11 protein-coding genes and 1 pseudogene are annotated in these 14786 nt (G+C 58.7%); 10 read left to right on the plus strand and 2 right to left on the minus strand.

Going from position 1 to position 14786, the window contains the following annotated elements; translation table 11 throughout:
- Window positions 1-197 precede the first annotated feature (197 nt).
- Window positions 198-695 (minus strand): hypothetical protein, encoded by a 498-nt coding sequence (locus tag Q1A34_RS21655; protein ID WP_300039546.1) that lies wholly within the window; start codon window positions 693-695, stop codon window positions 198-200.
- A gap of 622 nt (window positions 696-1317) precedes the next feature.
- Between Q1A34_RS21655 and Q1A34_RS21660 the strand changes: the two genes are divergently transcribed.
- From Q1A34_RS21660 to Q1A34_RS21680, 5 genes are all read left to right on the plus strand, one after another.
- Window positions 1318-1845 (plus strand): hypothetical protein, encoded by a 528-nt coding sequence (locus Q1A34_RS21660; protein ID WP_300039548.1) that lies wholly within the window; start codon window positions 1318-1320, stop codon window positions 1843-1845.
- Window positions 1846-2273: 428 nt separating this feature from the next.
- Complete coding sequence (locus Q1A34_RS21665; RefSeq protein WP_300039550.1) at window positions 2274-2426, plus strand: StaA; 153 nt, start codon at window positions 2274-2276, stop codon at window positions 2424-2426.
- Window positions 2427-2526: 100 nt separating this feature from the next.
- The gene (locus Q1A34_RS21670) at window positions 2527-6801 is read left to right on the plus strand and encodes a strawberry notch family protein (RefSeq protein WP_300039552.1); all 4275 of its coding nucleotides are present in this window, start codon (window positions 2527-2529) and stop codon (window positions 6799-6801) included.
- Between the two features lie 14 nt (window positions 6802-6815).
- A complete protein-coding gene (locus Q1A34_RS21675) occupies window positions 6816-7121 on the plus strand; it encodes a hypothetical protein (protein WP_300039554.1) in 306 nt (101 codons plus the stop codon).
- Between the two features lie 125 nt (window positions 7122-7246).
- Window positions 7247-7975, plus strand: coding sequence for a DUF736 family protein (locus tag Q1A34_RS21680; RefSeq protein ID WP_300039556.1), 729 nt, complete (start codon window positions 7247-7249; stop codon window positions 7973-7975).
- Window positions 7976-8335: 360 nt separating this feature from the next.
- On the opposite strand, the pseudogene Q1A34_RS21685 reads toward Q1A34_RS21680, so the two are convergent.
- Window positions 8336-8545 (minus strand): annotated as a pseudogene (locus tag Q1A34_RS21685) (DDE-type integrase/transposase/recombinase); the annotation flags it as partial.
- Between the two features lie 26 nt (window positions 8546-8571).
- Between Q1A34_RS21685 and Q1A34_RS21690 the strand changes: the two are divergent.
- The 5 genes from Q1A34_RS21690 (at window position 8572) to Q1A34_RS21710 (ending at window position 14213) form a co-directional block, all read left to right on the plus strand.
- Window positions 8572-9201 carry an IS3 family transposase gene (locus Q1A34_RS21690; protein WP_300039558.1) on the plus strand — a complete coding sequence of 210 codons (630 nt, stop codon included), beginning with the start codon at window positions 8572-8574 and terminating at the stop codon, window positions 9199-9201.
- Between the two features lie 352 nt (window positions 9202-9553).
- Entirely contained in the window at window positions 9554-10690 is a 1137-nt protein-coding gene (locus Q1A34_RS21695) for a LysR family transcriptional regulator (protein ID WP_300039560.1), read from the plus strand.
- Window positions 10691-11409: 719 nt separating this feature from the next.
- The gene (locus Q1A34_RS21700) at window positions 11410-12339 is read left to right on the plus strand and encodes a DUF2493 domain-containing protein (RefSeq protein ID WP_300039562.1); all 930 of its coding nucleotides are present in this window, start codon (window positions 11410-11412) and stop codon (window positions 12337-12339) included.
- A 231-nt stretch (window positions 12340-12570) separates the two neighbouring features.
- Window positions 12571-13647 carry an SH3 domain-containing protein gene (locus Q1A34_RS21705; protein ID WP_300039564.1) on the plus strand — a complete coding sequence of 359 codons (1077 nt, stop codon included), beginning with the start codon at window positions 12571-12573 and terminating at the stop codon, window positions 13645-13647.
- A 359-nt stretch (window positions 13648-14006) separates the two neighbouring features.
- Window positions 14007-14213 carry a hypothetical protein gene (locus tag Q1A34_RS21710; RefSeq protein WP_138578410.1) on the plus strand — a complete coding sequence of 69 codons (207 nt, stop codon included), beginning with the start codon at window positions 14007-14009 and terminating at the stop codon, window positions 14211-14213.
- Window positions 14214-14786: the final 573 nt, after the last annotated feature.

A 14786-nucleotide genomic window follows, 5' to 3' on the forward strand; every position in this document is an offset into this window, starting at 1 on the left:
GTGCAAGCATTGAACCCCTGCGAACCGGAGGAATAGCTGTCATTTGAACGAGATGCAGAATTGATCAATTTGGGCTCACAGCGGACATGGGCACCGCACTACACCATCCGCTCCTACTATTTGCTTCCGTGAACGTCTGCTAAGCGGGACTTTGCTGCCGTTTGACCTGAGCAGGCCGATGTCCACTCTCTTCAAGTCTATTCGGTCTTGAACCCAGCAGGTTTTCCCACCAACCACTTCACCGTTATAGCAATGACTGCTCCAACAAAAATGAAGAGTAGTGTGTCTTGCGCTAGCACCTGCCAACCATACGGAGTTAGAATTCCGTCGATTGATATAACATTGTCGCCACCACCTATTGTTGAGTTAAAGTTGGGGTTGTTAGATTGCCGCCAACCTGAGTAGCGACCTATCGCGATACTCAGGGTCGCCAAAATCGCAGCTATTGCAGCGCCCCAACAAGCCGCTGAAATCCAACTGATTTCTCTTTGCATGACCCGTTTGAGGATTGGCGCTCCCACCACCCAGCAACACAACATAGCAAACGGAACACCCAGAATTGCTCCACCAATAATGCCGCCGGGGTTTGCGTTGAGTAAAGAGGGTACCCCAACCACTGATAGATAGCCCAGCAAAGCTGACAAGTTAACAGCTTTGATCCATTGCTTGCGGGAATACACAGGCCAGTCACTCATGGTGGAACCCTATCGAAATCAGCGGCAACTTCTAGACCGGTTTCGCGTAAGCCGACGTTCGCTGCATCGTGTCAGCTGGGTAGGTATGGGCTCGGAGCGGACATTGGCCACACGCCACACCTTCGGCTCCTACTATTTGTGCCCGTGAACGTCTGCCATGCTGGACGAAGCTGCCTTTCGAACCCTACCATCAAAACGTCCGCTTTGCTTGTTGTTCGAAACAACGCGTGGCAGTCTCGGCGCATGCAAAAGCTCAAGTTCCACAGTCAAGTAATTCAATTATGACAGGGTTGCCGAAGTGCATCGAATGCCAAAAGGAAATTGAGAAGTGCGCGAAACTCTGCGTGGAATGCGGGTCGCATCAAGACGTGCGGCAGCATATCAAAACATGGACACCGCTTCTCGGATTTCCAGTGGCATTTCTGGCTTTCGTTTTTCGATTTCTCCGCAGATCAGGCCGGCGTGGTTTCCATCACCTCCCAAAATCAGCACCCACCTTAGGACGGTTTCAGATATGGTGCAGCCTTGGAAAGTAAGCGATGGATCATGTAGATATCAGTGACGGGTTCCTGGCTCGCCGATTGACCATGGACTGTTTGACTTTCTACAGCGTCAAACGCCAATGACGAACAAAGTGTCGATGCCAGAGGAAATAAATTTGCCAGTCGAAGATGATTTACACCCTTTAGCTTTGGCAAATAAGAAACGTTTTTTGTTTTGGGTCCTGTTCTACTCACTCATTCATATCGTCGTTTGCAGGCATTTGTTTGTGGTAGCACCACCTGTCGGTAGCACGTCCTATGCAGTGGTTGTGGCTTGGGTGCTGGTGGGGCCGGCATTTTACTTTACCGATCTGTACCTGAGGCAGGTTTGGTGGCCTTACAAAAAAGAAATGGCGCGGCTTGGTCTGGAATTGCCTAATTTCAACGATCAGCGGCATCCTTATAATGTTTACCAAAAGGTTTTCGGGACGATGTTTGCCGGTCCTCTTTTGTTCGCAATCGGGTCGTCGATGCAGATTTGGGGTGGTGAAACCATAGCAAGCACTCGCATGTATCCATTTCTTCTGCCAATCGTGTATCTTGGCACACCAGCTATCTGTTTTGCGATCTATCATTCCTGTTTATATTACAAGGCATCTGTCGAATGAATGATGTACCCGGAAGCCCTATCTACGGATATTCCGAGAAGCTAAGGTGATCCAAAGCTGACGTTGGTCAGTTTCGCAGCATCCTTCACTTCGGGCTCAGAGTCAGATTTCGCTGCGCTTTCAATGAACGACGGCTTCAAGCTTGACGTAGGATTCTGCCCGCTCCGGCATTCGATCCCCAAGTTGCCCGACTTGATATGACCACAATGGCGTTCCTGTTTACGAAGCGACGCTGGGTGATGTAGCATCGACCCATAGTACCGGCGGAGAAACCGCAATGAACTCAACCGTTAGGGAAGGGCCGCACCTCGGCACCGATGAGCAAGGCGCGTCTCGGATGAAACGGACGTTCCCAATTGCTGTGCGCGTTGCAGACATGCCCGATGAACTCGGCAAGCTGCTGGATATCGGGCTCGAGGAGCATTCCCGTGGCCGCTGAAGCGAATGCGTATGACGCGTGGTTTCGCGCGAAGGTACAGGCCGCGCAGGAGGATACACGCACGGGAATATCTCAGGTTCATGTGATGCAGGCTGTACAGGCATTGATTGATGCGAAGCGCCAGGGCCAATCCAAGCCCTGACCAAGCCTTGGAGGTCAGCGCGGTCTGACCTCATCACCCCGAAAAGTGAAAGCGGGCTTTTGTCCTTTGGAACTCAGACCCTGATCCAAAGGAAATCCCCATGACCCAGCCCAAACCGGCAAACTCGGCTCTCTCAATTTCCCACCCTGACCTCGCCTCTGCCCTCGCGCAAATCGGCGCGGAGGTCGACCACCAACCCCTGCGCAGCTCAGCGCTCGCGCGCATCATGCGCGAGACGTTTCGTGGCAGTGATGCCGGAGGCGCCTGGGACTGGCGCATGGCCTATGACATGATGCAGGCCGCGGCTGTGCAGACGCTGCTACGTGGCGACAAAAGTGAGGACGATTACTCCGCCGCAAAACTCCTTGCGTCACGTCTCCTGACGGAAACCCGCCGGTCAGAGCAGCAGATCCGGCTGCAGCAGTTTTCCACGCCACTGCCATTTTCCGCCTTGGCCGTGCGGGCGGCTGCGGTCCGCAAGGGCGAGACCGTCCTGGAGCCGTCGGCTGGCACCGGTGCTCTCGCTGCGTTCGCGGCACGGGCTGGTGCCACACTTCTGCTCAACGAGATCGATCCCTTTCGCCGGAGGCTCCTGCGCGCGGTCTACGGCGGCGAGGTGACGGGTCATGACGGGGAGCATATCGACGATCTGCTGCACACGCCGGTTCTGCCCGACGTGGTGGTGATGAACCCGCCCTTCGCTTCTTCGGTCGACCGATCCCGGGATAAGCACATCGCGGCCAAACATCTCGTCGCGGCTGCAAAGCGTCTCGCGCCCGGTGGGCGGCTGGTGGCGATCATGCCGCCGGGGTTCAGCCCCGAGCGCGATGCCGCGCATTGGTCCCGCGCCTGCGGTCTCCTGAAGCCGCGCTTGGCACTCACGATGCCGGGACAGGTCTATCGCAAGCTCGGCACCTCTGTGGAAACCCAGCTGATGGTATTCGACAAGGTGCAGGAAGAAGGCGAGATGATCCGCGCTACAGTCCAGGACCTTGAGGAAGCCCTTCCTTTTGTCGACGCCGTGGCCGCGACCCGGCCCGAGATGCGCCCCGGCCAACGGGCTGAAGCGATCCCTCATGCTCGGCCGACCGTTCCATCATCTGCCCCGCGCAAGGCCGCTGCCAGTGTTGTCACCACCTCCAAGCCCCAGGCCATTGCTGTTGTCCCGCTCAGTTTCACGAGCCTTGATATCCCGCGCCACAACACCCCCGTCTCGGATATCTATGCGCGCTACCGTCCGCAGCGGATCGAGATCACGGGCGCGCAGGAGCATCCCACACCGTTGGTCGAGAGCATCGCGATGGCCTCTGTGGCCCCGCCGGTGCCGTCTGGCAACACCATTGCGGAACTGCGTCTGCCCGGCAAGCTGATCGAGGAGGGACATCTCTCCGAGGCGCAGCTGGAAACCATCATCATGGCGCATGATGCCCATGGGCGTGATCTGCCCGGGCGGTTTACGATCGATTATGACCAGACCAAGCTGACGCGCTCCGATGATGACCCGGAGGCACGCGCCTATCGCCTCGGCTATTTCCTCGGCGACGGCACCGGTTGTGGCAAGGGCCGCGAATGCGCGGGGCTCATCCTCGTGAACTGGCTTGCGGGGCGCAGAAAGGCGATCTGGGTTTCTAAATCCGCCACGCTCATCGAGGACGCGGTCCGTGACTGGACAGATCTTGGCTGCTCGCCCGCCGACATCCAGCCACTCTCCAAATGGAAACCGGACCAGCCCATCCCGATGGGCGACGGCATCCTTTTCGTAACCTACGCCACGCTGCGCTCGGCGGGCAAATGCGGCACCACGCGGCTGAGCCAGATCCTCGACTGGATGGGCGAAGACTTCGAAGGCGTGCTGGCTTTCGACGAGGCTCATGCCATGCAGAACGCGGCCGGGTCCGAGCAGGGCAGGGGGGGCAAACCCTCCCAGCAGGGCCTTGCTGGCCTGCGGCTGCAACTGGCAGCACCCCGCGCTCGCGTCTTCTACATCTCGGCCACGGGTGCCACGAGCGTGCACAACCTGGCCTATGCCGCGCGGCTGGGGCTCTGGGGGCAGGGCCCCGAATACCCCTTTCCGAGCCGCGAGAGCTTCGTTTCTGCGATGGAAGCCGGCGGTGTCGCTGCCATGGAGGTGGTCGCGCGCGATCTCAAGACGCTCGGGCTCTACACGGCGCGTGCCCTCAGTTTTGATGGAGTGGAGTATGACGTGCTCGAACACGCGCTCACTCCGGCCCAGATCGAGATCTACGACGCATACGCAGGTGCGTTTCGGACGATTCACCACAATCTCGAAGCCGCGTTGACTGCGACCGGCGTCAACGATGCCTCGGGCGAGACCAATGCCTCGGCCGCACGCGCTTCGGCCAAATCTCGCTTCGAGAGCACGAAGCAGCGCTTCTTCAATCATCTCCTGATGGGCATGAAGGCCCCGACCATCATCCGCGCGATCAAGGACGATCTGGCAGCGGGCAAGGCTTGCGTCATCCAGGTGGTTTCGACGGGTGAGAGCCTGCTGAAACGCCGGCTCGAGACGATGGACCCGGAGGACGAGCTGGTCGAGGGCGCGCTGACGCCGCGTGACTATGTGCTTGGCTACCTCGAACAGGCCTTCCCAATCCATGCTCAAAAGCTGGTCGAGATCGACGGCAACATGATGGTGGAACCCTTGCGGGATGAGACCGGGGCGCTGGTCGTCTCGCGCGAGGCGCTCGCCCTGCGCGATGCGGCGATGATGGAATTGATGACGCTGGCGCCGATCCCCTCGGCGCTGGATCAGATCCTCTGGGCCTTTGGCGACGAGGCTGTAGCAGAGGTCACGGGCCGGTCCATCCGGCCCCTCAAGGCCGAGGATGGACATCTCTTCATCGAGAAGCGCGCCGCCAGCAGCAATTCATCCGAGACCCAGGCCTTCATGGACGGCGAAAAGGATATTCTGATCTTCTCCGATGCAGGCGGCACGGGCCGATCCTATCACGCGGCCCAAACGGCGAAGAACCAGAAGAGGCGCCGGCACTACCTTCTGGAGCCCGGCTGGCGTGCCGATGCGGCCATCCAGGGGCTCGGCCGCACGCATCGCTCAGCGCAGGTCAGCGCGCCCTTCTTCCGGGTCTGTACCTCCGATGTGCATGGCGAGAAGCGCTTTACCTCGACGATCGCCAAGCGCCTTGATCAGCTGGGAGCGCTCACCAAGGGCCAGCGCGAGACCGGGTCGCAGGGCATGTTCCGCGAGGAGGACAATCTCGAAAGCCCGATCGCGCGGGGGGCATTGCGCGGGTATTTCGCCGATCTTGCCGCCGGTCGCGCCGAGGCGATGAGCTACGAGAGCTTCACCGACTGGACGGCCCTGCGGCTGATCGACAAGGATAGTATGCTGCTCGAAGAGCTTCCCCCGATCCAGCGGTTTCTCAATCGGGTGCTTGCCCTTCCCATCCACATGCAGAACGCGCTCTTTACCGAGTTCATGCGCCGGATTGCCGATCAGACCGAACGGGCGCGCGCGGCGGGCACGCTCGATCTCGGCGTGGAAACCTTGCGCGGCGAAAGGATCGAACAGGTTTCCACAGAGGATCTCTGGACCTGCCCGAAATCTGGTGCCGTGACGCGGATCATCGGGCTCGAGGTCACCGACCCGGTCCACGTGCTGTCGGTAGATGACGCCCTCTCGCGCAATCCCGACAAGCTGCCGATGGTGAATCGCGCCTCCGGCCGCGCGGCACTCATTTCGGCCCGCCACATGCAGATGTATGACGAGGATATCGTGACGCTGATGCGCAAGGCGGTGAGGCCAAACGGTTCCAGCTATCTCGAAGAGACGCGATTTGAAGCCTCTGCCTGGGAAGAGATCGGCAAGCCTGAGTTTGCGCGGCTTTGGGATGCCGAGGCTGCGTCCCTGCCAAAAACCACCACGACCAAGCTCTACCTGCTCACTGGTCTCTTACTGCCAATCTGGAAGGACATTCCGACCACCAATGAGCGCATCTACCGGGTCACGCCCGACAGGGCGACCGCGATGATCGGGCGCACGCTCAGTGAGGAAGGGGCAGCGGCGCTGCGCGCCCGCTTCCTCGTGTCCAACCCGCAAACGCCGCAGGAGATGTTGACCGTCGCCCTCGGCACCACCGCGCCGGTCGATCTGGGCCGGGGCCTGAGCCTGTCTCGTCGCCGGGTCGCAGGCGAGATGCGCCTAGAGCTGGGTGGCGCCGACAGGGGCATGATCGGTGGCCTCAAGGCCCTTGGCTGCTTCACCGAAATCATCGCCTTCCAGCTGCGCGTGTTCCTGCCGCACGGTAAGGGTGTCGACACGGCGGGCATTCTAGCCCGGATCGTTGGAAGCGGACAGGGCACCGCACGAGACGCGGCCCAGGTGGCGGCGGAATAAACAGGCAGTTGACCATGACACTCGAAGAAATCAAAGCCGCCGTCGATGCCGGCCTGATCGTGCATTGGGCCAACACTGGGTACCGTGTGCACAGGGATGGCCTCGGTCAGTACTTGATCACGTTTCAGTCGAACGGCAGCACAATCGGGCTGACCGACCGGAGCGGGCAACGGTTGAACGGGGATGAAGCGCAGTTCTTCATCGCGAAATCGGAGGATTGCAACGGTCCCAACCGGCGAGACCACCCGCTACCTGGTGAGCAGGGGAGGGGCGTCGCGCCTGGCGGAGAGGAGGCACAACCACTCGGGCGGCAGTTCTGACCGAGGGGAGGGAAAGAAAGGAAAGAAGGCTTTCTGGTTTGCGATCCCATGAGGGGTCGAAAAAGCAATCCCGGATGCGCTGGCAAGAACGTCAGGCACCGGCCAATCCAAGAAGGAACCATCCCATGTTCGCAGGAACCCTTACCCGCAACGTCGAGACCGCAACCGCCGAGTACACCGGCATGATTCATTCGACGCGCTTTGACATCGCCATCCAGCTTGAAACCCGTCCGAAGATGTCCGCGCGCAGCCCGGATTACGACGTGACCGCGGTCAACAAGTCGGGCCGCAAGGTGCGCATCGGTACGGCCTGGAACGAGACCGGCAACACGAGCGGCAACCCCTACATCTCGATGCAGCTCGATGTCGGCCTCGGCCCTTTCCGGATCAACGCGGTGCAGACCAAAGAGGCGCGCGCGGCCCAGAGTGGCGAATTCGAGATCATCCCGCTCGTCTCAAACGGCCTCATGAAATCCGGCTCGATCTCGGGCGAACTCACTGCCATGGACGCCGACAACGCCTTCACCGGCTACATCGCCAACATGATGTTTGATCTGGAGTTCATGTTGATCGAGAACAGCTACAAATCCGAGGAGACCCACCCCGATTACCGGATCGAGGTCAGCTCGCCCCGGGGCACGCCGATCCGGGTCGGCTCGGCCTGGATGGCGAAAAGCAGCCGCACCGGCAACGACTACCTGTCGCTGCTGATCAACACGCCCGATGGCGACCTGCGCGTCAACGCCGTGCAGAACGAAGAACAGCGTGGCGGCCAGACCTTCTCGATCATCCCGTTCATCGACAGCGCTGAGCAGCCGCAGGATGCAGGCGCGGGACTGTCGCTGGTCGCGTGATTAGCGTCTGAGACTGAACGAGCTAAACCGAAAGGGGAGCCGTGTGACTACGGTTCCCTTTTTGCTGTGTTTGTTTGAATAGAGCGATCGAACTACCATTTCACATGGCGATCTGGTGTACACGCGATGTGACCCAGCCCCCTGATCCGTGCCGTTCAGGTGTAGAATACGTTCCTGTTTCTTTCTGTTGATATGGTTGCGGTCAAGGCCTGCTGAGCGGAGCCTTTGCGGAGCTCAAAGGAGGCAGGCCGGGTGCCGCGGTTGAGATTGGCGTAGGCGGCCGGAGCCGGCCCGCCAAGCGATGTATGTGGTCCATTGCCCGGCAGTCGTTGTGCAACAAACGATGAGAGGGCAACTGGAAGCGATGTAATGCCTGCTGACACCGGTATCCTGGCACCACCGCAAAACGGCATGAGATGTCATTTCCGTGCCATTATCGCTGACAATCATGTCTGGCCGGCCGCGCCTGCGGATCAGGTCATCCATTTCTCAGGTCATTCGTGCGCCTGACAGGGAACGGTCCACGACGGTTGCCGGCGCCTCGCGCGTACTTTCATCAACGATACGGACGCTATGGCTACCGCAAGGTCGCTGAGTTGCTTCGCATTGACGGCTGGTCGGTTAACCACAAGAAGATCGAACGGCTATGGCGCGAAGAAGGCCTGCAGCTCCCGAGGCGACACAGGAAGCGGAAGCGGCTGTACCACAAAGACAGTTCGATCATCCGACTCCGACCGCAATATCCCAATCATATCTGGAGCATTGATTTTGTTCACGACAAGCTGAGCAACGGACGTTCCTACAAGATGCTCACAGTGTTGGATGAGTACACCCGCGAAGCGTTGTGCGTAGCGGTCAAGCCGAAGATGAACAGCGCCGACGTGTTGGATGCGCTCTATCCACTACTGTTGCGGCACGGGAAACCCGAACACATTCGCTCCGATAATGGCTCAGAGTTTATCGCGACGGCCCTGCAAGACTGGCTGAGAAAAGTCGGGATCAAGCCGATCCAGATCTACCCGGGATCGCCCTGGGAGAACGGCTGCAACGAACGCTTCAACGGCACATTGCGACGCGAATTCCTCAACGCAGAATGGTTCCATACAACCAAGCAAGCGCAGATCGTCATCAATACCTGGCTCAGACAGTACAACCGTGTACGACCTCATCAGGCCCTAAACATGCGCCCGCCAGTTCCAGAAACCCTGCTGAAAAGTGGCCCATAGAAATGGGGCTGGACATTGTTGTCGGTTACGTGGCGTTCACCAGGGTTTTTGTCCATGTCTGAAAGACCCCCGATTTGGGCAGTTCTAAATTACTCCAAGCGATAGCATACAAAAAATGGGCCTCCAACGTTTCGACTATCTGCTGGATTTTCGGGGTTCCGCGAATGTGGAGGTTCGAGCCTACGCTAAAGACCAGGTTTTCGATCCAGGGAGGGTTGGAAGCTGAATATGATAGAAGAAACGGGCGACCGCTTTTTTGATTTCTGGCCAAGCAAAGGAAGTTCTGTCGACAGGATTGATCCAATGGGTCAAATGGTAGCGCGACCGCATCCAGGAGATCTTCCTGTGAGAGATGAAGTATCTCGTCTGGTGTTTGGCAAGGTATGATGTCCCAAGTCGAGCTACCTCCAACCGCAATTTTTTCCTGAGCAATTGGCTCACCAGAACAGACCGCAAGCCGGGGTCGATTCAGCTTTTCCTTGCATTCTATTGTATCCATCAACGAAATTTTCCTTTGCGCGCGCTTGTCACCGCCTGTTCACATTATCGTGATTTGGCATTGTATCAATCGATGGGTCAGAAATTTTCCATGGAAAATTTCGATATATTAAGGTTGGACGGACACACTCTTCGTGTCTTTCTGATGGTCTACGAAATTGGCTCTATTAGTCGAACGGCGGATGTCTTCAACCTTAACCAATCGACGATAAGCCATACTGTAGATAAAATGCGGGCGGCAGTTGGGGATCCACTATTTGTAAAGTCTGGGCGCGGCATTACCCCGACAGAAAGAGCAGAAACAATTGCTCCACGAGTCCAGGAGATTCTCGCGGGATTGGAAGGCTTAGTTGCAGTAAAGAACTACGAAGCATCCCGAGATACGTTGCCGTTTTGCATCGGTCTGCCCACTCCGGCACTCATTCCGCAAATTAAGATCGTTCAGGATACTCTAAGTGCCTTAGCTCCAAACGTTCAATTTCGTGTGGGCCGCCTGGCACCAAGAGAAAGGATGTCAGAGATGCTTAGTCTTGCTGAGATCGACTTAGCGATAGCAATCAATGTCACAAATCTACCAGCAACATTGAATTCGGCGAGATACGGCGAAGACAACCTTGTCATTTACTACGATCCTAACATGCGCAGCCCAATCGAAACTGTTGAAGAATATGCGAAAGCTAATCATTGCGTTGCCGGACTGGGTGGAAACTCCAAGAGCATCGTCGAGACGGCGCTCGACCTGCAAGGTCTGAAACGCAAAATCACCTTGATCTCGCCAACGGCGTCCACACTAGGCCAGTTTGTTGCCGGAACTGACATGATTGCTACAATGCCACTTGGGTTGGCTCGAGAAAGCTATCGAGACCTTGCTTATTGCGTACCTCCCTTTACGTTGCCACAACTGAATTATGATCTTGTTTGGCATCGGAAGTTTGAGAATTCAGGCCGCAACAAGTGGTTTCGCGACTTGCTTTTGGAGCACTCAGGATGATGGTAGTTGATCTGACAGGCGGGACTTTTTCCCAATTCGATTTCACAGCACTCGTTTGTGCAATTGCAACGAATTACCACTTCTGCTCCGGTTGCTGAGTGCAGAGTTTTGCCAGCGCATTTGGGAGCGTCATTTCGAGACTATAATTGTCTGGTCGACATCCAAATGATCGGAGTACCAGCCTGTCGGTCTCCCCTGGTCGGTTGCGCGTGTCGCAGGGGAGAACGGCCCTTCGGTCCGTCGCGCATTCGGCTATGCGGCCTCACCGCGGCGTCGCACCCGGCATCCCGGTTTGCCCGCCTCGCGAGCACGTCCCTCCCCGGCCGCTCCACCGGATTGCGCTCTGGTCTGTTTTGCGGGGCAAAACGATCCCGCCGCTCCATCCGTCTCCCGCGTCCGGTCGGGCCGTTTGCCTGCTCGTGTCGGGCAAACCTACCGTCAAAACACACACACATGAGTGCGGAAGCATATCCTCCGGATGGCCCCCAAATCAGCCCGCGTCAAGGATCGCAAAACTTTTCGGCGAGGGCAGGGGCTGTGGCGCGGGGCGGTCCCGTGCGTGAGGGTGTGCGTGTGTCAGGTGTTGCACACGGAAAACTTTTGCGCCCGGCAAGCCGGCGGCTGCACCGTCCCTGACCCGGGCAGATTCGGAAACCAGACATTCGGCCATGCCCCCACACTCACGTGGTGGCTCCTCAACCGAATACTGGAGACCAGACATGGCTTACGACACCGCAAACACCTACGAGACCATCGAGCTTTTCGGACTGACCGAGAAGGACGCACAGCTGCCGATCCCCGAGGATCACATCCTGACAGATCGCATCATCCGCGAGAGCTTCGAGGCTCTGCTCGGTCCGCTGCGCGAGACCGGCCTTGAGGCGGAAATCGAACCGCTGGCCCATGGGCTCGCCACGATCCTTCAGCGCCGCAACGTGGCGCTTGGCAAGGAGGTCGACCGCACCGCCGACAAGATCGGCGCGCTGGCAAAATCCCACGACGGATCGGAGATCGCCGAGACCGCGCTCGAAGAGGCGCAGGCGCGCTTTCTGCAATTGTGCGAGATTGTTGGCGCAATCGAGGTGATGAGCGAGGCGGCGGCGGAGTGCTATGAGATCGAGACCGGTCACGCCTTCATCCCGGCAGCTGGGTCGCGCGCAAGCGTCCGGGCGCAGGAGACCGGGGCGGTCTTCGAGGCCCGGCAGCTCCTGGAGCAGCACGACCGCGAGACTGCCGAGAAGTCGAAAGTCGAGGGGGTGCCCCTGATCGTCTCGGGCGCCACCGACTGGACCGATGTCGATGTGATCTTCAACACGCTCGACAAGGTTCGCGAACGGATCAGGCAGAACCGCAATCAGGAGATCTTCCTTTGCCACAAGGGTGGCAAGCATGGGGCGGAGATGATTGCAGCACGATGGGCACGGGCACGCGGGATATCACAAGCACGTTTCGATCCGCGCTGGTCCGCGCATGGGCGGGCGGCACCGTTCAAGTGCAACGACGAGATGCTGGACGACAAGTTCGCGGCGACGGGGGTTGTACTCTTCGGTGGCAACGGGGTCGCACTGAACCTCGGGCAGAAGGCGGAAGCGAAGGGCCTGACGGTCATGCGGGTAGCTGATCCGGCGAAGAAGACTGCGGAGACGTGAGTTGAGAGGGTCGCCTTCGGGCGGCCCTTTCGTCGTTCTTCCAGAAGTGTGCGAACATCGGCGGTGTCGCAGCGAACTCCAGCAATGGGAGTCGAATGCATAGGTGTTTGTAGTCCGTCCAATCTGGTTTTGGGAATGGCTGGATGGTATCTCTATGCGATTACAGCTTAATGTGGCCCTGCGGCAGAAGACATTTGTTGCACAGATCAACACCGGCCCAGGTTTTCCTAGATGCCTTTTTCTCCGGAACGCACCAAAGAGATTCAATCGCGCATTGATGCGCGTTTGCGGTCCGGCCAGGCTAACGATTGGGAAGTGTCCTTCCTCACAAATATGGCTGAACGGTTCCAGCGTTATGGGACGGAGACGCGCCTGAGCAAAGCGCAGTATGCGAGCCTGCACAAAGTCCTGAAACTGGAACGCGAAAATCCGACCGAGAAAAGGGCAGCGTCCGACGACAGGACTTCTCAACCAGCACCGAAGCGCAGTACTAGAACCGGTCAGGCAAGACCCCGTCCGGTCTCCGTGACCCGCGCGATCAATGCACCTCGGCGTGCCGTGCGCAAGGCTCAACGCCAAATCATGGTGCCATTGGTGATCGCTGTCGGATTCTTCGCATTGGTTGGATTATTGTTTGAATCATCAAACACGCGATCCACACCTTACATTCCGTCAGCGGTTCCCTCATCGCAAACAGCCGAAGCCGCTTACGTCTATGTGACAGGGACGCGTGTCAATCAACGTGCTGGACCGTCTACTTCCAATGCCGTGATGGGTGTCTTGAGCGAGCGAACCCGCGTCGAAAAGCTTCGAGAAGAAGGGCAGTGGACAGAAATTCGATCCAACTTTGGTACGGGCTGGATGGCTACCCGTTTCCTGTCGCCAGTCGCGCCGGCAACAGAGCGACCCGCCTCACAGGACCGGTCGCTTCGCGCCAGCGATGTGCGGATCATTGACGGTGATACGATTGATGTTCGAGGCCTGACAGCGAACGTGCGTCTCGTTGGATTCAACGCGCCTGAGACATGGAGACCCGCCTGCACTGCCGAGCGTGAGGTCGGGGAGCGCGCGACTGCGCGTCTGGGTCAATTGGTGCGAGGTGCTACATCAATTGAATTTGAGCGCGTGGCCTGTTCCTGCCGACCCGGGACAGAGGGTACGGATCAGTGCAACTTTGGGCGGTTCTGCGGCTCGTTGTTCGTTGACGGTCGGGACGTCGGCAGCACGCTCATTGCTGAAGGTCTGGCCGTGCCGTACCGATGTGGACGCACCAGCTGTCCCCCACGTCCTCAACCCTGGTGCCGATAGCAGACGCGCCCAACCGACCCAGACGACGGACCTTCGCGCGCGGCGGAACGCTGACCCGCCGCATCGCGAGCGTGACGCATCGCTATCCAGATGCATTGAATCAGAACGAACCAGGCCATCTTCGTTCACGATCGACGGGTTCGATGGCGGCTTCAAGGTGGTGGCACAAATTCGGATCACTCCTTTTTTGCTCATTGATGTGGATCGCACGGGGTCGGCCCAATCGTGCCCTGCGCTTCGCTCCGGCAAGCAGAAATACGGCTTCCACGGCGGGGCCGCGGACCCTCCGCATTTGCACTTGCAACCGGGCCTTTTGCCCCAGTGCCGGGTGATCCCCATCGCAACAAGGAGTAACCCAAATGATCAACCACTACGTCGCCACCGTCCCCGTCAAGTTCACCGATACCGATGGCCAGGAGCGCACCCGTTTTCAGCGCGTGGGCGCCATGTTCCGCAACACCCGCAACGGGGACGGCTCGGAGTTCTTCAGCCTCAAGCTCGACTTTCCGGTCGCGGTCTCGGAGCTGGTGATGTTTCCGCCGAGCGCGAAGGATCCCCAGGACTAAATCCTCTGACGAGGATGGGCCGCCCGAGGACGATCTTGGGGCGGCCCGATCCCTGTTCCAGGGATGCCGAGTCCGGCGCGGGTGATCGCCGACAGCGACCTCCTCTTGGTGCGGGTAGCTGCGCGCTCAAAGGACGATCGCCGCTCGGATTGATCTGGCCGCGACAGACCGGCCAGTCAGCCTTCAAGGGGTCCATCCGCAAAAGCCTTTCGGTGCTGCCTTCTCGGTTTTTGCGGTAGAGATTTGGCTCCGCCAAATCTGGTCCTCCTTGACCTTGCCTGTCCGCCCTGTCGGTGGGGTTTGCGCCCGCCCGCGGTTCCGTCCGAAAACGTGCGTGTTCGGCCAGACCCTCGGGCGGTGCTGGAGAAGGGGCCTTTGAAACTGGAGGCTGTGCTGGTGGTGAGGGCGGCAGAGCCGCGTTCCTGCGGGCCGCGGCGTGAAGCGGACACCGAGGCTGCCTGAGGCTGAATACAACGAAAGTATATAATTGACATCTGGGTATATTATTGTATGGTTGGTTCAGTCTTTTTGGAAGGTGGCAGGAAATAGGGGGTCTTTCTTCGCATGTCTCGC

The organism is uncultured Roseobacter sp., assembly GCF_947491795.1.
GTDB lineage: Bacteria > Pseudomonadota > Alphaproteobacteria > Rhodobacterales > Rhodobacteraceae > Roseobacter.